Annotated in this window: 15 protein-coding genes; 4 read left to right on the forward strand and 11 right to left on the reverse strand. The window is 71.9% G+C overall.

From position 1 onward, the window contains the following. Positions 1 to 16: 16 nt before the first annotated feature. The 5 genes from ffh to ACF1A1_RS22715 all read right to left on the reverse strand — a co-directional run bounded on the left by ffh (position 17) and on the right by ACF1A1_RS22715 (position 7,674). Positions 17 to 1,579, reverse strand: a complete 1,563-nt coding sequence (ffh, locus tag ACF1A1_RS22695) for a signal recognition particle protein (protein ID WP_392002207.1) — start codon at positions 1,577 to 1,579, stop codon at positions 17 to 19. Positions 1,580 to 1,691: 112 nt separating this feature from the next. Next, entirely contained in the window at positions 1,692 to 4,148 is a 2,457-nt protein-coding gene (locus tag ACF1A1_RS22700; RefSeq protein ID WP_392002209.1) for a [protein-PII] uridylyltransferase, read from the reverse strand. A 26-nt stretch (positions 4,149 to 4,174) separates the two neighbouring features. Continuing rightward, a complete protein-coding gene (locus tag ACF1A1_RS22705; RefSeq protein WP_003997576.1) occupies positions 4,175 to 4,513 on the reverse strand; it encodes a P-II family nitrogen regulator in 339 nt (112 codons plus the stop codon). Further along, positions 4,510 to 5,856 carry an ammonium transporter gene (locus ACF1A1_RS22710; RefSeq protein ID WP_392002210.1) on the reverse strand — a complete coding sequence of 449 codons (1,347 nt, stop codon included), beginning with the start codon at positions 5,854 to 5,856 and terminating at the stop codon, positions 4,510 to 4,512. Before ACF1A1_RS22710 ends, ACF1A1_RS22705 begins: the two co-directional genes overlap by 4 nt. A gap of 324 nt (positions 5,857 to 6,180) precedes the next feature. Beyond that, a complete protein-coding gene (locus ACF1A1_RS22715; RefSeq protein WP_392002211.1) occupies positions 6,181 to 7,674 on the reverse strand; it encodes a hypothetical protein in 1,494 nt (497 codons plus the stop codon). A gap of 448 nt (positions 7,675 to 8,122) precedes the next feature. On the opposite strand from ACF1A1_RS22715, the gene ACF1A1_RS22720 reads away from it, so the two are divergent. Beyond that, positions 8,123 to 8,785 (forward strand): bifunctional DNA primase/polymerase, encoded by a 663-nt coding sequence (locus ACF1A1_RS22720; protein WP_392002212.1) that lies wholly within the window; start codon positions 8,123 to 8,125, stop codon positions 8,783 to 8,785. Positions 8,786 to 8,926: 141 nt separating this feature from the next. Here ACF1A1_RS22720 and ftsY read toward each other — a convergent pair whose 3' ends face one another. After that, a complete protein-coding gene (gene ftsY / locus ACF1A1_RS22725) occupies positions 8,927 to 10,129 on the reverse strand; it encodes a signal recognition particle-docking protein FtsY (protein WP_392002213.1) in 1,203 nt (400 codons plus the stop codon). Positions 10,130 to 10,483: 354 nt separating this feature from the next. On the opposite strand from ftsY, the gene ACF1A1_RS22730 reads away from it, so the two are divergent. After that, positions 10,484 to 11,491, forward strand: a complete 1,008-nt coding sequence (locus ACF1A1_RS22730) for an LLM class flavin-dependent oxidoreductase (RefSeq protein WP_392002214.1) — start codon at positions 10,484 to 10,486, stop codon at positions 11,489 to 11,491. 78 nt (positions 11,492 to 11,569) lie between these two features. Here ACF1A1_RS22730 and ACF1A1_RS22735 read toward each other — a convergent pair whose 3' ends face one another. The 4 genes from ACF1A1_RS22735 to ACF1A1_RS22750 all read right to left on the reverse strand — a co-directional run bounded on the left by ACF1A1_RS22735 (position 11,570) and on the right by ACF1A1_RS22750 (position 18,154). Continuing rightward, on the reverse strand, positions 11,570 to 12,988 hold the full coding sequence (locus ACF1A1_RS22735; protein WP_392002215.1) for a sugar porter family MFS transporter: 1,419 nt from the start codon (positions 12,986 to 12,988) through the stop codon (positions 11,570 to 11,572). Between the two features lie 186 nt (positions 12,989 to 13,174). After that, positions 13,175 to 17,065 carry an AAA family ATPase gene (locus tag ACF1A1_RS22740; RefSeq protein WP_392002216.1) on the reverse strand — a complete coding sequence of 1,297 codons (3,891 nt, stop codon included), beginning with the start codon at positions 17,063 to 17,065 and terminating at the stop codon, positions 13,175 to 13,177. A 223-nt stretch (positions 17,066 to 17,288) separates the two neighbouring features. Further along, positions 17,289 to 17,492: a hypothetical protein gene (locus tag ACF1A1_RS22745; RefSeq protein ID WP_058922942.1), complete on the reverse strand. Its 204-nt coding sequence runs from the start codon at positions 17,490 to 17,492 to the stop codon at positions 17,289 to 17,291. A 380-nt stretch (positions 17,493 to 17,872) separates the two neighbouring features. Continuing rightward, positions 17,873 to 18,154: an acylphosphatase gene (locus tag ACF1A1_RS22750; protein WP_392002217.1), complete on the reverse strand. Its 282-nt coding sequence runs from the start codon at positions 18,152 to 18,154 to the stop codon at positions 17,873 to 17,875. A 197-nt stretch (positions 18,155 to 18,351) separates the two neighbouring features. Between ACF1A1_RS22750 and ACF1A1_RS22755 the strand changes: the two genes are divergently transcribed. After that, the gene (locus tag ACF1A1_RS22755) at positions 18,352 to 19,509 is read left to right on the forward strand and encodes a CAP domain-containing protein (protein WP_392002219.1); all 1,158 of its coding nucleotides are present in this window, start codon (positions 18,352 to 18,354) and stop codon (positions 19,507 to 19,509) included. Between the two features lie 104 nt (positions 19,510 to 19,613). Continuing rightward, on the forward strand, positions 19,614 to 20,015 hold the full coding sequence (locus ACF1A1_RS22760; RefSeq protein ID WP_392002220.1) for a winged helix-turn-helix transcriptional regulator: 402 nt from the start codon (positions 19,614 to 19,616) through the stop codon (positions 20,013 to 20,015). On the opposite strand, the gene mutM is transcribed toward ACF1A1_RS22760, so the two are convergent. Further along, positions 19,988 to 20,848, reverse strand: coding sequence for a bifunctional DNA-formamidopyrimidine glycosylase/DNA-(apurinic or apyrimidinic site) lyase (gene mutM / locus ACF1A1_RS22765; RefSeq protein WP_392002221.1), 861 nt, complete (start codon positions 20,846 to 20,848; stop codon positions 19,988 to 19,990). The two genes, ACF1A1_RS22760 and mutM, sit on opposite strands and share 28 nt — an antisense overlap. Positions 20,849 to 20,978 lie beyond the last annotated feature (130 nt).

A 20,978-nucleotide genomic window follows, 5' to 3' on the forward strand; every position in this document is an offset into this window, starting at 1 on the left:
GCGGCTGCGGCGCGGGTCAGCCCATGAACTTCTTGAACTCGTCCGGCAGCTCGAAGTCCTGGCCGGCCTGCTGGCCCGGCAGGCCGAAGGCGCCGCCGGGAGCGCCGCCCTGGGCGGCGGCCGCGCGACGGGCGGCCTCCTCCTGCTCCTGCTGCTTGCGCTTCATCGGGTTGCCGGAGCGCTGCTTGCCCTTGGCCTTCTTCTGCTGCTTCCTGGCGCGGCCGGGGCCGCCACCCATGCCCGGCATCCCCGGCATCCCGGGCATGCCGCCGCCCTGGGCCATGCGGGACATCATCTTGCGGGCCTCGAAGAACCGCTCGACCAGGCCCTTCACCGCGCTGACCTCGACACCGGAACCCTTGGCGATACGGGCGCGGCGCGAGCCGTTGATGATCGTCGGGTCCTGGCGCTCGGCCGGGGTCATCGACTTGATGATGGCGGCCGTGCGGTCGACGTCCCGCTCGTCGAGGTTGTTGATCTGGTCCTTGATCTGGCCCATGCCCGGCAGCATGCCGAGCAGCTTGGAGATCGACCCCATCTTCCTGACCTGCTCCATCTGGGACAGGAAGTCGTCGAGGGTGAACTCCTGACCCTTCTTGGACGCCAGCTTGGAGGCCATCTTGGCGGCCTCTTCCTGGCTGAAGGTCTTCTCCGCCTGCTCGATCAGGGTGAGCAGGTCACCCATGTCGAGGATGCGGGAGGCCATCCGGTCCGGGTGGAAGGCGTCGAAGTCGCCGAGCTTCTCGCCGTTCGACGCGAACATGATCGGCTTGCCGGTCACCGAGGCGATCGACAGGGCCGCACCACCACGGGCGTCACCGTCGAGCTTGGACAGCACCACGCCGTCGAAGCCGACGCCGTCACGGAAGGCCTCGGCCGTGTTGACCGCGTCCTGACCGATCATCGCGTCGACGACGAAGAGGATCTCGTCGGGCGAGACGGCGTCGCGGATGTCCGCGGCCTGCTGCATCAGCTCGGCGTCGATACCGAGGCGGCCCGCGGTGTCCACGATGACGATGTCGTGGACCTTGGACTTCGCGAACTCGATGGAGTCCTTGGCGACCTTGACCGGATCGCCGACGCCGTTGCCCGGCTCGGGGGCGTAGACGGCGACGCCGGCGCGCTCGGCGACCACGCTGAGCTGGTTGACGGCGTTGGGGCGCTGGAGGTCGGCGGCGACCAGGATCGGCGAGTGGCCCTGCTCCTTCAGCCAGTGGCCGAGCTTGCCCGCGAGGGTGGTCTTGCCCGCACCCTGCAGACCGGCCAGCATGATCACGGTCGGCGGCTGCTTGGCGAAGCGCAGGCGCCGGGTCTCGCCGCCCAGGATCGTGACGAGTTCCTCGTTCACGATCTTCAGGACCTGCTGGGCCGGGTTCAGCGCCTTGGAGACCTCGGCGCCGAGGGCACGCTCCTTGACGTTCTTGATGAACGTCCGCACGACCGGCAGGGCGACGTCCGCCTCGAGGAGGGCGATCCGGATCTCGCGCGCGGTGGCGTCGATGTCCGCCTCGGAGAGCCGTCCCTTGCCGCGCAGGTTCTTGAAAGTCGCTGAGAGGCGATCGGAGAGAGTATCGAACACGGCGCTCGCGGTCCTCGGGGTCGGTGATGGCTTCAGGGAATCGCCCTCCAGGGTATCCCGGAGCGACAGGACCGGGTCACGGTCGTCCCCGACCCGGTCCGGACGCCCCGGTTCAGCCCCGCAAGGTCTCCTCCAGCTTCCGCGCCACGGATTCCGCCTCGTCGCTCGGCAGCGGGGCGCCCTCCGGTCCGGTGACGTAGAAGGCGTCGACGGCGTTGGCGCCCAGCGTGCTGACGTGCGCACTGCGCATCCGCACCCCCGCGTCCTCCAGCGCCCGGCCGATCCGGAACAGCAGCCCCGGCGCGTCCTGGGCGCGGACCTCGATCACCGTGGCCAGGCGGGAGGCCGCCGAAGCCACCGTGACCCGCGGCGGAGGCGCGACCACGCCCCGGCGACGGGGGTAGGCCGCGTCCCGTTCCGCGAGCCGGCCGGCGATGTCCAGGGAGCCGTCCAGGGCGCGCACGAGGTCGGCGCGGAGCCGGGCGGCCTGGGGCAGCGAGCCGTACTCCGCCGCGACCCGCCAGTCCAGGAGCAGCACGGAGCCCTCCACGCCGGAGGGCAGGTCCAGGGCCCGCAGCTCGGCCGTGCGGACGGTCAGCCGGTGCATGGCGAGGACACCGGCGACCGCGGGCAGCACGCCGGTCTGGTCGGGTACGGCGATGAGGAGTTCCACGCCGAGCGGCTCCGGGTCGCCGGACGGCTGCTCCGCGGCGGAATCGGCCGGCGACTCGGTCTGCGCGCGCAGCGCCAGCACCGGGCTGCCCGTGGCGACCGCCTCGATCGCGAGCCGCTCCTGCTCGGCGGTGGTCGCGGCCTCCTCGGGCTCCGCGGGGGCGTCCCCGGCGAGCACCGCCGAGACCCGCTTGACCAGGTCGGCGACGAGCGAGGCACGCCAGGACGACCAGGCGGCCGGACCGGTGGCCAGGGCGTCCGCCTCGGTCAGGGCGTGCAGCAGTTCCAGGGTGCCCTGCGAGCCGACCGCCTCGGCGACCGACCGCACGGTGGCCGGATCCTCCAGGTCGCGCCGGGTGGCCGTCTCGACGAGCAGCAGGTGGTGGCGGACGAGGGTGGAGAGGACGGCGACGTCCGCGCGGTCGAAGCCGATGCGGGCGGCCACGTCCTTGGCGATGATCTCGCCGGCCACGGAGTGGTCGCCGGGCCAGCCCTTGCCGATGTCGTGCAGCAGCGCGGCGACCAGGAGGAGGTCGGGACGGCTGACGCGGCGGGTGAACTCGGAGGCGCGCACGGCGGTCTCGATGAGGTGCCGGTCGACGGTCCAGATGTGCACGGCGTTGCGCTGCGGCCGGCAGCGCACCCGCTCCCAGTCGGGCAGCAGCCGGGTGATCAGCCCCTCGGCCTCCAGCGCCTCCCAGACCTCGATGGTCGGCTGTCCGGAGCCGAGCAGGGTGACCAGTTGTTCGCGGGCCTCGGCGGGCCAGGGCGTGGGCAGGGGGCGCACGGTGGCCGCGAGGCGCCGTACGGCGTGCAGGGAGAGCGGGAGGCCGGCCTGCGCGGCGGCGGCCGCGGCACGCAGGGGCAGCACGGGGTCGCGGTCGGGGCGCGCGGCGCGGGCGAGCACCACCTCGCCGTCCTGCTCCACCACCCCTTCGGCCAGGGGGGAGCGCTCGGCGACGGGCTTCCCGCCCCCGAGCATGGCGCGCAGCCGCGGTCGCACGGCGCGCGACCTGAGCACGCGCCCCACTTCACGCCAGGTGACGTCACTGGCGTACGAGACGACCCGAGCGGCCTCGTAGACCTGGCGCAGCAGGGTGTCGGCGTCCAGGAGGCCCAGCTCGGCCGCGACCTGGTCCTGTTCCTGGAGGGCCAGGCGGTCGGTCGCGCGGCCGGTCGTCAGGTGCAGGGCGTCGCGGACGTCGAGGAGCCGGCGGCGGGCGTCGTCGAGGCCCTCGCGGGGGGCGTCGGCGAGCCAGGAGGCGGCGACGGCGCGCAGGGCGGTGGCGTCGCGCAGGCCGCCGCGGGCCTCCTTGAGGTCGGGTTCCAGCAGGTACTGCAGCTCGCCCTGGCGTTCGGCGCGCTCGGCGCACAGTTCCTGGAGTTCGGGCAGGCGCTTGGGGGCCTGGTTGCGCCAGTCGGCGAGCACCGCCGTACGCAGTCCCGCCGTCAGTCCCAGGTCGCCCGCGAGGTGGCGGGCGTCGAGCAGGCCTAGGTGGACTTTCAGGTCCTCCCCGGCCGTCCTGCGGGCCTCCGCCGGCGTGCGCACGGAGTGGTCGAGGGCCAGGCCGAGGTCCCACACGGGGTACCACAGGCGGTCGGCGAGGGCGGCGACCGCCTTGGGGTCGTTGCCGTCGTGCAGCAGGAGCAGGTCGAGGTCGCTGCGCGGGGACAGTTCGCCGCGGCCGTAGCCGCCGACGGCGACCAGGGACACGCCGCGCAGTTCCTCGGCGCCCGCGGCGAACAGGCCGGCCAGCCAGTCGTCGGTCAGTTCGGCGAGGGCCGAACGGCGCGGCGGCCCGGACCGCGCCTCCTCGGTGAGGAGGCGCAGCCGGGCCGCCGCGTAGCCGCTGGGTCCCGAGTCCTCTGCATCCTTGCGCACGTCCGTACTCGTCACCCAGCGACTCCTGTTCTGTTCTGCGGTCAGAGCGCGTCCGGGCCGCGCTCGCCGGTGCGGACCCGTACGGCGGTCTCGACCGGGAGGGACCAGACCTTGCCGTCACCGATCTTGCCGGTGCGGGCCGCCTTGACGATGACGTCGATCAGCTGCTCGGCGTCGTCGTCCTCGGCCAGCACCTCGATGCGGATCTTGGGGACCAGGTCGACCGTGTACTCGGCACCGCGGTAGACCTCGGTGTGTCCCCGCTGACGACCGTAACCGCTGGCCTCGGTGACCGTCAGGCCGTGGACGCCGAATGCCTGGAGGGCTTCCTTGATCTCGTCGAGCCGGTGGGGCTTCACGACGGCGGTGATGAGCTTCATGCGTCCACCTTCTTGCTCGCGGTGTCGGCCACCGGGGCCGGGGCGGCGGTGGTGCGGGCGGCACCGCCGCCGGCACCGCTGAAGTCGTATGCGGTCTCGGCGTGCTCGGCCTGGTCGATGCCGGCCACTTCCTCGTCCTCGGAGACGCGCATGCCGATCGTCTTGTCGAGGATGAGGGCGAGGATCGCGGAGACGATCAGCGAGTAGGCGAGGACCGCGAAGACACCGGCGCACTGCTTCCAGAACTGGTCCAGGCCGCCGCCGTAGAAGAGGCCCTGGACCTCGGACTGGCCCTTGCCGCTGGCGAAGAAGCCGATGAGCAGGGAGCCGACGACACCGCCGACCAGGTGGACGCCGACGACGTCGAGGGAGTCGTCGTAGCCGAACCTGTACTTCAGGCCGACGGCCATGGCGCACAGGACACCGGCGATGACGCCGACGGCGATCGCGCCGAGCGGGGAGACCGCGCCGCCCGCGGGGGTGATGGCGACCAGGCCGGCGACCGCGCCGGAGGCGGCGCCCAGCGTGGTGAACGCGCCGTGGCGGATCTTCTCGTAGATGAGCCAGGCCAGCATGGCGGCGGCGGTGGCGACCTGCGTGTTGACGAACATCAGCGCGCCGACGCCGTCGTCGTTGCCGAGCCACGAGCCGGCGTTGAAGCCGAACCAGCCGAACCACAGCAGACCGGCGCCGAGCATGACCAGCGGCAGGCTGTGCGGGCGCATCGGGTCCTTCTTGAAGCCGACGCGCTTGCCGATGACGAGGATCACGCCGAGGGCCGCGGCACCGGCGTTGATGTGGACCGCCGTACCGCCGGCGAAGTCGATCACACCGAGCTCGAAGGCCCAGCCGCCGGCACCCCAGACCCAGTGGGCGACCGGGAAGTAGACGACCGTGGCCCACAGGGCGACGAACAGCGCCCAGGCGCTGAACTTCACGCGGTCCGCGAGGGCACCGCTGATCAGGGCGGGCGTGATGATCGCGAACATCAGCTGGAAGACCAGGAAGACGAAGACCGGGATGGTGTAGCCGTCCCACAGTTCGGTCAGCCCGATGTTGCTGAGGCCGACCCAGTCGGAGTTCCACCCGATGAGGCTGCCGGAATCCGTACCGAAGGCGAGGGAGAAGCCGTACAGCACCCACAGGATGGTGACGATCCCGAGGCTGATGAAACTCATCATCAGCATGTTGAGGGTGCTCTTGACGCGGACCATGCCTCCGTAGAAGAAGGCCAGGCCCGGGGTCATGAGCATCACCAGGGCAGAGCAAATGAGCATGAAGCCTGTGTTGGCGGACGACAGCGTGGGTGCGTCCGCCGCAAGCGTGATGGCGGCTGATGCCATCGGCGTCTCCTCGTCGTAAGTACGGCCCCGTGCGGGCGAAGCCTGAGCGGATTGAGGGGTGGGCCGGTTATGCGCCATGAGATTGGCGCAGCGCGGTTTCGGTGGAAGCCCCTCGTTGTTTCGCGGCCGTGACGAAGGCGCCGTGCGTGTTACGCCTCGATGAACTGGCAGATATCGCCCGCCTCGATCGTTATCGTGGCGCAACCTTCACCGAGGGAACGAAAACCGGCCGTGGCCGGCCTTCCGATGACCTGGCATGGGGGAGCCGAGTCGGGCAGTTCGGGAGGGCCGGCCACGGCCGGGGTCCAGGGGTTCTCCTGGGGTTCAGACCGCTGCCGCGGTCTCCGGCAGCTCGACGGCGAGCCGGTCGGTGAGGTCGACGACCTCGCTGAGGTCCCCGAAGTCGCGTACGGCGGTGTCGACGGTCTTTCGGATACGAGTGTTCACACGCTCGGAGCGGACCTTCTTGGCTTCCTTCATGGCCCGCACGGCCAGGACCGCGCTCTGCTCGGGCTCGCGCCGCAGCAGGTGGACGGTGGCCATGCCGATCAGGTTCAGCACGTACGACCGCTGGTGGTCGGAGTCCTTGGCGAACAGGTCCACGGCCTTCTGCATCAGCGGCTCGGCCAGCGAGGCGTACGTGGGGCTGCGGCCGGCCACGTAGGCCAGATCGCGGTAGGAGTGGGAGTTCTCGCCGTGGAGTTCGGCCTCGGAGAAGAAGCGGATCCAGTCGGGATCGGGCTCGTCCCACTCCTCCGCGTCGGCGAAGGTGTCCTCGGCCATCCGGACCGCCCGCTTGCACCGGCCGGGCTGGCCCATGTTGGCGTAGGCGCGCGCCTCCATCGCATACAGCATGGACTGGGTGCGCGGGCTCGCGCAGTCGCGGCTGCCGTACTGCGCGAGGTGGATCAGCTCCAGGGCGTCCTCGGGCCGCCCGAGGTGGATCATCTGGCGGCTCATGCTGGACAGGATGTACGAGCCGAGCGGCCGGTCACCGGCCTCTTTGGCGGCGTGCAGGGCGAGGACGAAGTACTTCTGCGCGGCCGGCTGGAGCCCCACGTCGTAGGACATCCAGCCGGCCAGCTCGGCCAGCTCGGCGGCGACCTTGAAGAGCTTGCGCGCGGTGGCCTCGGGCTGGGGCTCCTGGAGGAGGTCCGTCACCTCGTGCAGCTGTCCGACGACCGCCTTGCGGCGCAGACCGCCGCCGCACTGGGCGTCCCACTGCCGGAACATCACGGTGGTGGACTCCAGCAGCTCCAGCTCGGGCCGGGAGAGCCGGCCGCGGGCGCGGCTGGTCGGGACGGACGCCGCGTCCTCCCGCGGGCCGGGCGGCGAGGGGACGAGCCAGCGCTGCATGGGCTCGATGAGGGACGGGCCCGCGGACAGGGCCAGCGAGGTTCCGAGGAAGCCGCGCCGCGCCAGCATCAGGTCGCTGCGCGAGAACTCGCTGAGCAGGGCCACCGTCTGCGGGCCCGTCCAGGGCAGGTCGACGCCGGTCGCGGCGGGCGTCTGCCGCGCGGTGCGCAGACCGAGGTCCTCGACGGAGACGACACAGCCGAACCGCTCGGAGAACAGCTCGGACAGGATCCTGGGGATGGGTTCGCGGGGGTTCTCGCCGTCCAGCCAGCGGCGCACGCGCGAGGTGTCCGTGGAGATGTGGTTGGCGCCCAACTGGCGGGCGCGCCGGTTGACTTGGCGGGCCAGCTCGCCCTTGGACCAGCCGCTGCGCACGAACCAGGAGGTGAGCAACTCGTTGGGGCGCTTGTCGGCGTGCGCGGCGCTCCCGGCGCCCGTCCCGCTTCCCTCGTTGCCGCTCACTGGAACGCCCCCATCCCTGAGACCACTTGTCGCTTGAGTGCGCCAAGCCTTATCAGAATGCCGGTAAATACCGCCCGCCGTCCGGCAGTTGTCACCCTTCGAACGGAGAGCCGACTTGCCCCCGGCATACCCACGGGTGCATGTGCCCCCGGGCCTCGCACACTCAAAGTAATCCTACGATCACGCGCCTAGCCACGGCGATCCCGGAATCGCCACCATTCGCCACCCCTTCGAATGAACTCACGGTGGCGCGTACGCGATTCACTTGACACCGGAGGCCTGGAGTGGGCGGAGCGTTGCACGCAGGGGCGCGTACGGTCGGCCGCACCACCCACGACGCTTCCGGGCGCCGCCTGAATTCCGCGGCGCGAGGGAAGGCGACAGTACGCAGAGTCACGCTGAGCGTCCGTTACGTAACCATCGGTGCGGCGGACCCGTTGGAGGGGGCATGGGCTTCACGATCGGCGGCATTCGCGAGATCCGCTCCGGCGCGCGCAGGCGCGGTCGCTCCTCCGAGTGCACCGCCGTCGCCGAGTTCACCGGCCTGTGGGGCTGGGACGTGGTGCCGGGCGCACGCGCCGCGGCGGGCGTCTGCTCGTGCGGACGCGGCGACTGCCACGCACCGGGCGCGCACCCTCTGGACTTCGCGCCGCGGGTCCCGGCCGGCGCCACGCTCGACGACGTGACCAGGGCCTGGGCGGAGTTCCCGGGTGCCGCGGTGATGCTGCCGGTCGGGCGCGCCTTCGACGTGATCGAGGTGGCCGAGCCGGCCGGGCGCCGCGCGCTGGTCCGCCTGGAGCGCATGGGGGTCCCGCTCGGACCGGTCACCGCGACCCCCGAGGGGCGCGCCCAGTTCCTCGTCGCCCCCGGAGCCGCCACCGGCCTCGACGACCTCCTCTACCGCATGGGCTGGGACAGCCCGGCCTCCCTCGACCTGCGCGGCCTCGGCCCGGGCGCGTCCATCACGGCACCGCCCTCCGACCGGGGCGGCCTCGGCCCGGTGCGCTGGCTGCGCCCGCCCGCCCTGGACTCGGCGACCCGGCCGCCGGAGGCCCGGCTGGTGCTCGGCACGCTGGCGTACGTGGCCCACCGGTCGCGCGCGACGTACTGACGTACCGAGGCGTACGGACCCGCCGCACGAGGAAGCGCCCGTCCCCCACGGCCCCCAGTACCACCGCACGACGAAGCGCCCGCCCCCGACTGCTCTCGGGGCGGGCGCTTCTCGTCGCCTGCCGTTGCGGGTAAGTGGGGGTCAGTCCCCGATGAGGGCGTCAACGAACGCCTCCGGCTCGAACGGCGCCAGGTCGTCCGCGCCCTCGCCGAGACCGACCAGCTTGACGGGTACGCCCAGCTCGCGCTGGACCGCGACGACGATGCCGCCCTTGGCCGTGCCGTCGAGCTTGGTCAGCACGATGCCGGTGATGTCGACGACCTCGGCGAAGACCCGGGCCTGGACCAGGCCGTTCTGCCCGGTGGTGGCGTCGAGGACGAGCAGCACCTCGTCGAGCGGGGCGTGCTTCTCGACGACGCGCTTGACCTTGCCGAGCTCGTCCATGAGGCCGGTCTTGGTGTGCAGCCGGCCGGCGGTGTCGATGAGGACCACGTCGATCCCCATCTCCTTGCCCTCCTTGACCGCGTCGAAGGCGACGGAGGCGGGGTCGCCGGCCTCCGGCCCGCGCACGGTGTGGGCGCCGACGCGCTCGCCCCAGGTCTGGAGCTGGTCGGCGGCGGCGGCGCGGAAGGTGTCGGCCGCGCCGAGGACGACGGTCCGCCCGTCGGCCACGAGCACCCGGGCGAGCTTGCCGGTGGTGGTGGTCTTGCCGGTGCCGTTGACACCGACGACCATCACGATGCCGGGCTTGCGGTCCTCGGGCTCGGTCTTCACGGTGCGGTCGACGTCGGTGCCGACCAGCTTGAGCAGCTCCTCGCGCAGCAGCCCGCGCAGGTCCTCGGGGGTGCGGGTGCCGAGCACCCTCACGCGCTCGCGCAGCCGTTCGACCAGCTCCTGGGTGGGCTGGACGCCGACATCGGCGGTGAGGAGGGTGTCCTCGATCTCCTCCCAGGTGTCCTCGTCGAGGTGCTCGCGCGAGAGCAGCGTGAGCAGCCCCTTGCCGAGGGCGTTCTGGGAACGGGAGAGACGGGCGCGCAGGCGGATGAGCCGCCCGGCGGTGGGCTCCGGGATCTCGATCCCGGGAGCCTCGACAACGGGAGGTTCCTCGACGGCGGTGGGAGCGCCGCCGCCCGGGAGGTCCACCTCCTCGATCGTGCGGCGTGGTTCGTCGCGGGGCGTCTCGGCCTCGTCGCCGACGTGCGGCTCGGCCGGAGGCGCGGTGATGTCGGGCGCGGCGGGGGGCGGCGGGGGCAGCGACTTCTTCCGCCGGCTGCCGACGATGAGCCCGCCGAGCGCGCCGAGCACGACCACGGCGATGACTACAGCAAGGATGACGGTTTCCATAACGCGTCCAGTATCCATCCCTCCCCGGCGCGCGTCCGTGCGCGCCGGGGAGGGTGTCTGCGCACGGCCGGCCGGCCGCTCCGGTGCGGGGCGGCCCCCGCCCGCCGCCGCGGCCCCAGCCGGCGGTCCGTCTCCCGCTCCGGCTCGCCGCGGGGCGGCAGCGGCGCTCGATGACCCGCCGCAGCGCCGTGGTCGCGGCCGCGCCGGAGGGCGGCGCTCCCCCGCGCGGCCGCGACCCGCGGGTCGGCCTGCTGGACGGCCGGTTCCCGGCGGCAGGCGGCGACCGCCCTCCCCTCGGCCCTGGAGATCTGACGTATCGTCAGCTACCGTCCCCCCACCAGAAGGGGGTTCCCGATGCCCGTCACCGTCGTCCGCTTCAACCTCGTCGCCCCCGGCGCCTCCCCCGCCGAGCTCGGCGCCCGCTACCGGACGGCCCTGGAGATGGCCGCGTACGCCGACGAGCACGGGATCTCCACCGTCCAGACGGAGGAACACCACGGCGCCGAGAACAACTGGCTGCCGTCGCCGTTCGCCTTCGCGGGCGCCGTCCTCGGGGCCACGCGCGGCAACGGAGCGGCGGGCGGCCGGGAGAAGGGCGGGCGCCTGACGGTCACGGTCTCGGCGGCGATCGGTCCGCTGCACGACCCCCTGCGGCTGGCCGAGGACATCGCGGTGCTCGACCTGCTCGGCGGCGGGCGCCTGGTCACCGTCGCCGGGATCGGATACCGGCCGGGGGAGTACGCCCGGGCGGGCGTGGACTGGAAGCGGCGCGGCCGGCTCCAGGACGAACTCCTGGAGACCCTGCTGAAGGCCTGGACCGGCGAGGAGTTCCCGTACCGGGGCCGTACGGTACGGGTCACCCCGCGCCCGTGCACCGAGCCGCACCCCCTGCTGCTGGTGGGAGGCTCCTCCCGGGCCGCCGCCCGCCGGGCCGCCCGCCTCGGCCTGCCCTTCTTCCCCAGCGCTCACCTGCCGGAGCTGGAGGCCTACTACAAGGAGCGGCTGGTGGAGTACGGCACCGAGGGCTGGGTGCTGATGCCGCCCGCCGAGACCCCGCTGCTGCACCTCGCCGAGGACCCGGACCGGGCGTGGGCCGAGTACGGCGGCCACTTCCTGCACGAGGCCCGCACCTACGCCTCGTGGCAGTCGGCCGACATCCGCTCGGCGGTGCGGTCGGCGGCGACCACGGTGGAGGAGCTGCGCGCGGAGGGCGTGTACCGGATCCTCACCCCGCAGGAGTGCCTGGCGCAGGGCCTGGACAACCTCGTCCTGCATCCGCTGGCGGGCGGCATGCCGGTGGAGGAGGGGTGGCGGAGTCTGCGGCTGTTCTGCGAAGACGTACTGCCCCGGCTCGACGGGTGAGCCGGGGCAGTACGCCCTACGGATACGGGGAGAGGGGCAGCGGGGACTTGGCCCTTCTCCCCGAGTTCGGGTGAGGGGTTACCCCATCTCCTCCAGCGACTTGCCCTTCGTCTCCTTGACGTACTTGAGGACGAACGGGATGGAGAGCGCGGCGAAGACCGTGTAGATCACGTAGGTCATGGAGAGGTTCCAGTCGGCCAGCGACGGGAAGCTCGCGGTGATGGCCCAGTTGGCGATCCACTGCGCGGAGGCGGCCACGCCCAGGGCGGCGGCGCGGATCTTGTTCGGGAACATCTCGCCGAGGAAGACCCAGACGACCACACCCCAGGACAGGGCGAAGAAGAGGACGAAGACATGGGCGGCGATCAGCGCGATCCAGCCCTGGGTGGCGGGCAGCTTGCCGTCGACGAGGTCGTAGGAGAAGGCCCAGGCCTCCAGCGCGAGGCCGATCACCATGCCGACGGAGCCGATGAGGGCGAGCGGCTTGCGGCCGACGCGGTCCACGAAGATCATCGCGATCACGGTGCCGACGATGTTGATGATCGACGTCGTGAACGAGTAGAAGAACGAGTCCGTCGGGTCGACGCCGACCGACTGCCACAGCGTCGAGGAGTAGTAGAACGCGACGTTGATGCCGACGAACTGCTGGAAGACCGACAGGCCGATACCGACCCAGACGATCGGCTTGAAGAAGAAGGAGCCGCCGAGCAGGTCCTTGAAGGTCGACTTGTGCTCGCTCTTCATGGCGAGCTCGATCTCGGTGACGCGGGCGTCGAGGTCGACGTCCCGGCCCTCGACCTCGGTGAGGATCTCACGGGCCCGCTCGTGCCTGCCGACGGAGATCAGGAAGCGCGGGGACTCGGGGATCGCGAAGGAGAGCAGGCCGTAGAGGACGGCCGGGATCACCATGACGCCGAGCATGACCTGCCAGGCCTCCAGGCCCATCAGCTCACCGCGCTGGTCACCGCCGGCGGCGTTCAGCAGACCCCAGTTGACCAGCTGCGACACCGCGATGCCGACGACGATCGCGGCCTGCTGGAAGGAGCCCAGACGGCCGCGGTAGGCGGGCGGGGCCACCTCGGCGATGTAGGCCGGGCCGATGACCGAGGCCATGCCGATGGCGAAGCCGCCGACGACGCGCCAGAAGGCGAGGTCCCACAGGGAGAAGGGCAGCGCCGAGCCGACGGCACTGACCGTGAAGAGGACGGCGGCGATCTGCATGCACCGGATGCGGCCGATGCGGTCGGCTATGCGGCCGGCGGTCGCGGCGCCGATGGCGCAGCCGATCAGGGCGATGGCGATGACCTGGGCGAGGGCCGCGGAGCCGATGTCGTAGCGGTCACGGATGGCCTCGACGGCGCCGTTGATCACGGAGCTGTCGTAGCCGAAGAGGAAGCCGCCCATCGCGGCCGCCGCCGCGATGAAGATGACGTGCCCGAGATGATCGGGATGAGCCGTCCTGGCTCCTGACTGAGGTGCCTGCGCTGTGCTGGTCACGTGTTCTCCTCGGGCCATCGGCAACGCCGCCGACGCGGATGTGCCCTTCGAGGTAGTGATACCTGAAGGTAAAAACAACGTTGCCGAGACTATGCCTTCAAGTTTCGAAGTCAAGGGACCATCGGGTGTGAGAAAAGAGGCACACGTAAGGAGTGTGTGTTCAATCCTTGAAGGAACGAAGCCCGGCTAGCGAAGCCGCTGGGAGATCACCTTCGACACCCCGTCGCCCTGCATGGAGACGCCGTAGAGCGCGTCGGCGACCTCCATCGTGCGCTTCTGGTGCGTGATCACGATCAGCTGGGAGGACTCCTGCAGCTCCTGCATGATGCGGATCAGCCGTTGCAGGTTGGTGTCGTCGAGAGCGGCCTCGACCTCGTCCATGACGTAGAACGGGCTGGGCCGCGCCTTGAAGATCGACACCAGCATGGCGACGGCGGTCAGCGACCGCTCGCCGCCGGAGAGCAGCGACAGCCGCTTGACCTTCTTGCCGGGCGGCCGGGCCTCGACGTCGACACCCGTGGTGAGCATGTTGTCGGGGTCGGTCAGGATCAGCCGGCCCTCCCCGCCCGGGAACAGCCGGCTGAACACGCCCTCGAACTCGCGGGCGGTGTCCCGGAACGCCTCGGTGAAGACCTGCTCGACGCGCTCGTCGACCTCCTTCACCACCTGAAGCAGGTCGGCGCGGGTCTTCTTCAGGTCCTCCAGCTGCTCACTGAGGAACTTGTGGCGCTCCTCCAGCGCGGCGAACTCCTCCAGGGCGAGCGGGTTCACCTTGCCGAGCTGCTGGTAGGCGCGTTCCGCCGCCTTCAGCCGCTTCTCCTGCTCGGCCCGCACGAACGGCCTCGGCCGGTTGCGCGGGTGCTCGGGGTCCTCCGGCAGCTCTTCGCCGTCGGCGGGGGGCGAGGGCGGCACCAGTTGGTGCGGTCCGTACTCGGACACCAGCCCCGCCGGTTCGACACCCAGCTCCTCCAGCGCCTTGGTCTCCAGCTGCTCGATCCGCAGCCGCTTCTCGGCTCCTAGTACCTCGCCCCGGTGAACTGAATCCGTCAACTTGTCGAGCTCTGCCTTGAGATCGCGCCCGGCACCGCGCGCTGCGGCCAGCTCCCGCTCGCGGCGGGCCTTGGCGGCCTCGGCGGCGACGCGTTCGGCGTCGGCGCGCCGGAGCGACACCTCGACGTGTGCGAGCAGCTGCCGCGCGCCGGAGGCGACGGCCTCCGCGACGGCGGCCTCGTGCCGCAGCCGCGCCCGCCGCTGCTCGGCACGCGCGCGTGCCTCGCGTTCCGCCCGCGCGGCCCGGTCCAGCGAGTCGGCCCGTCCGGCCAGTCCGTTGACCCGCTCCTCGTGCGTACGGACCTGGAGCCGCGCCTCCATCTCGGTCTGCCGTGCGTTGGCCCCGTCGGCGGCGAGCCGGTCCCGCACGGAGGTGTCGGGCTCCTCCTCGACCGGCATCTCCTCGGCGACGGCCAGCCTCTCGGCCAGTTCCTCGGCCTCCTCCACGGCCCTGTCGAGGGCCTCCTGCGCCCGGGCGGCCGCGGCGGCGGACCGCTCGGCCTCCCCGGCGGCACCGCGGGCCTGTCCGGCGAGCCGTCCGAGCTGCTGCGCGACGGCCGACTTCTCCCGCTCGGCGGCCCGCCGCCGCTCCCCCAGCTCCTCGACGAGCCCGGCACACTCCCTGCGCCGCTCCCCCGCCGCCTGCTGCGCCCCGGTCAGCTCCTCGCACCGCACCGCCAGCTCCTCCAGCTCGGCGGCGGCCTCGTCCACGGACGCCTGCACCTCCAGCAGACTGGGCGCCCCGGCGGACCCGCCGTGCGCGAAATGCGCCCCCAGCAGATCGCCTTCGGCGGTCACGGCGGTGAGATCGGGTCGGGCGTGGACGAGATCCTCGGCGTCCTCCAGGGTCCCGACGACGACGATCCCGCGCAGCAGCCGCCGTACGGCGGGCATGAGCTCGAGGGGCGCGCTGACGAGGTCGGCGGCGAAGGGCGGCCCGGCCGGTCGGTGGGTGACGGCGCGATCCGGGGTACCCGCGGGGAGGGACCGGTGGGCGTCGGCAGTGTCGTGCCCGGCGGCGGAGAGCGGGGCGACCTGTGCTGCGGCACCGGCGTCCACGGACCGCGCCGTCGGCTCGGCGCTGCCGGCGGAGGTCGTGGACGCCGGGTCGGCGCCTGGGCGGCCCGCGTCCGGAGCCCCCGACCGGGGTCCACCGACGGGGGCTTCGACGTCACCGGAGAGCGCGGACCACATGCCGCCCTCGGCCCCCACCTCCCGGCGACCGCCCTGCGCGGGCGACGCCGTCCCCCGATCGTCCCCACCCGTTGTCCGGCCGCCGCGCGCTCCGGCGGGCGCCGGTTCCTCCGGGGCCCCCGCCAGCAACAGGGCCGCCCGACCCGCGTCCTGCTTGCGCAGCAGGCGGATGGCGTCGGCGGCCGCGGACGGGTTGGTCACGGCGAGGGCGTCGGCGGCGGCGCCGAAAGCGGCGGCGAGGGACACCTCGTAACCGGGGGCGATGGTGAGGAGTTCCGCGGCCGGGCCGAGCAGGCCGGTGAGGCGGTCCTGCGCGCCGAGCAGGGCGCCCGTGCCGTCCTTGCGGCGCAGTCCCATCGCGAGCGCCTCGTGGCGGGCCTGGGTCGCGGCGCGCTTGCGTTCGGCGGCGGTGGCCGCCTCGCGGGCGGCGGTCAGCGCGGCCTCCGCCTCGGCGAGCTGCCGCTTCGCCGCCTCGTGCCGCTCGGCGAGTTCCGCGTCCCCCGCGTCGAGGCCGTCGACCTCCGCCTTCAGGGCCTCGTACTCCTCCTGCGCGGCGACGGCCCGTTCCTGGGCCTCGTCCCGGGCGGCGGCGAGGCGGTCGATCTCGGCCTGGGCGGAGGCGGCGCGGGAGCGGGCCGCGTTGACCTGGCCGTGCAGTCGGGCGAGGCCCTCGCGGCGGTCGGCGATGGCGCGGGCGACGTCCTTCAGGCGCCGTTCCTCGACGGCCAGCTCCCGTTCGAGGTCGGCGCGGTGGGCGACAGTGTCGTCGAGGGCCCGCTGAGCCGCCTCCAGGGCCGCCTCCAGCTCGGCCTCCTGCTCACGGACGCGGGCGGCCTCGCGCTCCATGTCCTCGGGGTCGCGGCCGCGCCGCTCCTCGGGGGGCGCGGAGGTGGCGCTCTTCACGCGCGCGTCGGCCAGTGAGATCGTGCCGCGGACGCGTTCGGCGAGCTGGGAGAGCTCGTACCAGGTCTGCTGGGCGCGCTGGAGCCGGGGCGTGAGCTGCCGCACCTCGTCCTCGAGGAGCGCCTCCCGCTGGAGGGCCTTCCTCAGCTCCTGCTCGGCGGTCTCCTTGCGTTCCTTCAGCGCGGCCTCGTCGGCGACCTCGGCCTGGAGGGCCTCCCGCAGCCGTACGAGATCGTCGGCCAGCAGCCTGAGGCGGGCGTCGCGCAGGTCGGCCTGGATGACCGCGGCCCGTCTCGCGACCGCCGCCTGCCGGCCCAGCGGCTTGAGCTGGCGGCGCAGCTCGTCGGTCAGGTCCTGCACGCGCGCGAGGTTGGCCTGCATCGCGTCCAGTTTCCTGAGCGCCTTCTCCTTGCGCTTGCGGTGCTTGAGAACGCCCGCGGCCTCCTCGATGAAGGCGCGGCGGCCCATCGGGTCGGCGTGCAGGACGGAGTCGAGCTGGCCCTGGCCGACGATGACGTGCATCTCGCGGCCGATACCGGAGTCGCTCAGCAGCTCCTGGATGTCGAGCAGACGGCAGGTGTCACCGTTGATCTGGTACTCGCTGCCGCCGTTGCGGAACATGATCCGCGTGACGGTGACCTCGGCGTACTCGATGGGCAGGGCCCCGTCGGAGTTGTCGATGGTGAGGGACACCTCGGCGCGGCCCAGCGGGGGACGGCCGGTGGTGCCGGCGAAGATGACGTCCTCCATCTTGCCGCCGCGCAGCGACTTGGCGCCCTGCTCGCCCATGACCCAGCTGAGCGCGTCCACCACATTGGACTTGCCCGACCCGTTCGGCCCGACGACACACGTGATGCCCGGCTCGAACCGGAGTGTGGTCGCCGACGCGAACGACTTGAACCCTCGGAGGGTCAGGGCCTTGAGGTGCACGGCGCTGGACTCTACCTCCCAGGTATGTCTCACTCCATGAACCCGCGGTTTCACCCGTGAACGCGCAGGGCACACCACTCGTTAAAGACACTGAAAGGATGCGCGGGGGAAAGAAAGAAGGGACGCCGAAGCGTCCCTTGCAACTTCTGACAACTAAGCGGTCCGACGCGGTTGAAAAACATCGCCCAGCCGCTGCGTGTGCTGTTGTGGAGCGGTGCAGCGATCAGGTGAGCGCAGGCTCCGCCTGGTGTGCGTCGATGCTCTCCATGATCCTGTCGTGAGAAGCGGCAGCCGTCAGGGCGTCGTTCTCGGCCTGGATCCGTACGAGCTCGGATTCCAGATCCTGGACGCGCTGCTGGAGCCGTCGCATCTCGGCGAGGAGTCGCGGGTCGGAGCCGCCGACGTAACCGAGAAGCGCCTTTGCCATGATGGATGGTCCTCCACACTGAGTGACCGACCGAAGCGGTGTGGGTCGTGAGGGATTCGCACCCGCGATGCTTGGCAGGATCTTGTTCCTGCTGCCGTTCATCCATGCCAAACAGCTAGGTGCGCGGGGTGCTTTCAGCGTCTCACCAAAAAGTTTGACGGTCAACACGATCACGCCCCGTATTGGTGGGCAACCCTGGGGCGCGCGGCCGGAAACGGCGGCGCTGCGACTCCTGCGGGGCCCTCAGGGCGTGGCGATCATCCTTGCGTGCGGAGCCTGCCACCGCAAGCGATTCTTGGCAACCACCTGCTTCTTTCCACTGGGGGCACGTGCCGGTGGCATGCTCCTGCGCTTCCGGCGGCGGTCGGGGCGTCCGTTCGTCAGCGGATCGCGAAGCCGTCGTAGCCGCCGCGCGGTGTGTCCCATATCTCTGTGACTCCGTCCACGCGCCCGGGCGTGTCGTCACTCTGGAGCCACTCCAGCAGGCCCTCGCAGCCCTTCCGGGACCCCTCGGCGACCACCTGGACCCGCCCGTCGGCCAAATTGAGAGCAAAACCACTCAGGCCGCCGATCTCCAGCGCCTTGGCCCGCGTGAACCAGCGGAAACCCACGCCCTGCACGCGTCCGCGCACCCAGGCGACCAGCCGTACATCCTCGCTCATGGGTGCTACCTAATCAGGCGATGTCTCTTGCGACACTTCCTCCCCCAGCGGCATGCGGTACCGTCCCGACCGAATGAATTTCACATAAAACTCACTCGATCGAGTGAGTCAGGTCGACCACCAGGAGTCATGCGCCACAAGGCGCGGGTCGGCCTCAGGGACTCCGCTCAGACCAGTTGGACGAGGAAGGCCAGGACATGGGACGCCACCGACGCTCCGCCGCCGGCCGCGCCGCCACGGGCCGCGCCACGGGGGTCAACCACACCGACGGCTCGTACCCGCAGGGGCACGCCCGGCAGGACTCGTCCGCCGGCGACGTCCCCACGATGGGCATCGCTGCGTACCTGAACCCGGAGGCGTACGCCGACTCGGTGGCCCGGAGCCAGGAGTACCTGTTCGCGACGGACGACGAGTACGCCCGGGCGGCGGCCGACACGGCGGTCCTCTCGGCCGGGGGGTTCTCCCCGGGCGGCGGGCCGCGTCGGCCCGGACCGGGGCGGGGCGGCTCGGGCCGACGGCGCAAGAAGAAGGCCGTGACTCCGGTCAGGACGGGCCTGCTCGGCGTCTCCGCGGCGGTCGCCCTCGGCACGGTCGCGGTGGCCTCGGGCGTGGTGCCCGGCCTCGACAACTACCGGATCGGCGATGTCGGCGGCTCCGCCGACAAGGTGCAGGCCGCCGACTCGCCGACCAACTCGGCCTCCGAGCAGGGCGGCACCTCCGGCGCTCTCGAGAACGACCGCGACGGTACGCCGACCAGCCGCGACACCGGCCGGTCCACGTCGCCCTCGGCCTCGACCCCGTCGGCATCACCTTCCCCGTCGGCCTCGGCCACGAAGGCGTCGCCGAGCGCGTCGCCGACCACCGAGAAGCCGAAGGCCACACCGTCGAAGCAACCGACGAAGGCACCGAAGAAGACCCCGTCGAGGACGGCCACGAAGGCACCGGAGAAGACCAGCGCCCCGGTGACGGTCTCGGCGGAGGCCCAGGCCGCGGCTGAGGTCCTGAAGCTCGTCAACGAGGAGCGGTCCAAGGTCGGCTGCAGCCCCCTCTCCGCCAACAGCGCGCTGGCGGACCTCGCCCGGGAGTTCAGCGAGGACATGGCCGCGCGCGGCTTCTTCGACCACACCGACCCGGACGGCGCGACCCCGTGGGACCGAGCCACGAAGGCCGGCATATCCGACCTCGGCGGCGAGAACATAGCCAGGGGCCAGACCGACGCGGCGGCGGTGATGGAGGCCTGGATGAACAGCCCCGGCCACCGCGCCAACATCCTGAACTGCGACTTCAAGACACTGGGCGTGGGCGTCCACTTCGGGGCGGGCGGCCCCTGGTGGACCCAGGACTTCGGCTACTAGACGGTCCGCCCCCACCGGCTCCTCCGCGATACCCCCACGACAACGCACTAACTGACAGTTAGTGCAACCTGTCGGTTAGCGCTGTCTTCGCCTACGCTGAAGACATGAACGGCATTCACGAGCGCACCCCGGAGCAGGACCTCCCGTACAACGTGTTCGCCAAGGCCTGTCCCTCGCGCGGCACGCTGGAGCACGTCACGGGACGCTGGGGCGCGCTCGCGCTGGGGGCGCTGCGGGAGGGCTCGCTGCGCTTCAACGAGCTGCGCCGCCGCGTCGACGGTGTGAGCGAGAAGATGCTGTCCCAGACGCTGCACGCGCTGGAACGCGACGGCCTGGTGCACCGCGAGGCCCAGCCGACCAACCCGCCCCGCGTCGACTACGAACTGACCCCGCTCGGCCAGGAGGTGGCCGAGCGGCTCCTGGACCTGATCCACCTGGTGGAGGGCCGGATGGACGACGTTCTCGCGGCCCGCGAGCGCTACGACGCGACGCGCGGCGGCCTCTGACACTTCGGGCAGAAGTAGCTGGACCGGTTCATCCAGGGGCGTCGGCGCATCGGCGTACCGCAGCGCCTGCAGGGCAGGCCCTCGCGCCCGTAGGCGTCCAGGGACCGGTCGAAGTAGCCCGACTCGCCGTTGACGTTGACGTACAGGCTGTCGAAGCTGGTGCCGCCGACGGCGAGGGCCGCGTTCATCACGTCCCGGACGTGGCCGAGGAGTTCGGCCGTGCGGGGGCGGGTGAGGGTCGCGGTCGGACGGTCGTAGTGGATGCGGGCGCGCCACAGGGCCTCGTCCGCGTAGATGTTGCCGACGCCGCTGATCAGCGACTGGTCGAGCAGGGCCCGTTTGATCGTGGTCCGCCTGCGGCGCAGTGCCTGGTGGAAGGCCTGGTCGTCGAAGAGCGGGTCGAGGGGGTCGCGGGCGATGTGGGCGATGACGTCGGGCAGGCCGTCGGGGGTGGTGTCGTGCAGCGACAGACCGCCGAAGGTCCGCTGGTCGACGAAGCGGAGCTCGGTGGCGAGGGCGTCGGCGAAACGGACGCGGATGCGCAGGTGCTTCTCGTCGGGCGAACCCTGCGGCTGCACCAGGAGCTGGCCGCTCATACCGAGATGGGCCAGGATCGCCTGGGGCGTGTCCTCCAGGGGCAGCCAGAGGTACTTGCCGCGGCGGCTCGGAACGCCGACGCGGTGGCCCTTGAGGCGGTGCACGAAGTCGTCGGCGCCGGCCACATGACGGCGTACGGCACGCGGGTGCAGCACCTCGGCCTCGGCGACCGTGCGATGGGCGACCCATCGCTCCAGACCGCGCCGGACGACCTCGACCTCGGGCAACTCGGGCATGGGCTCCCCCGTCACTCCCCCTCTACGGGAGGTCTCTCGCTCCCCCTGTACGGGAGTTCTCTCCGGACGAGCCGAGCGCCCACCCCAGCGGCGGGGCGGGCGCTCGGTCGCGCTGTACGTCGGTGCACCC

Origin of the sequence: Streptomyces sp. NPDC014995, assembly GCF_043080745.1 — a bacterium.
In the GTDB taxonomy this organism is placed as follows: domain Bacteria; phylum Actinomycetota; class Actinomycetes; order Streptomycetales; family Streptomycetaceae; genus Streptomyces.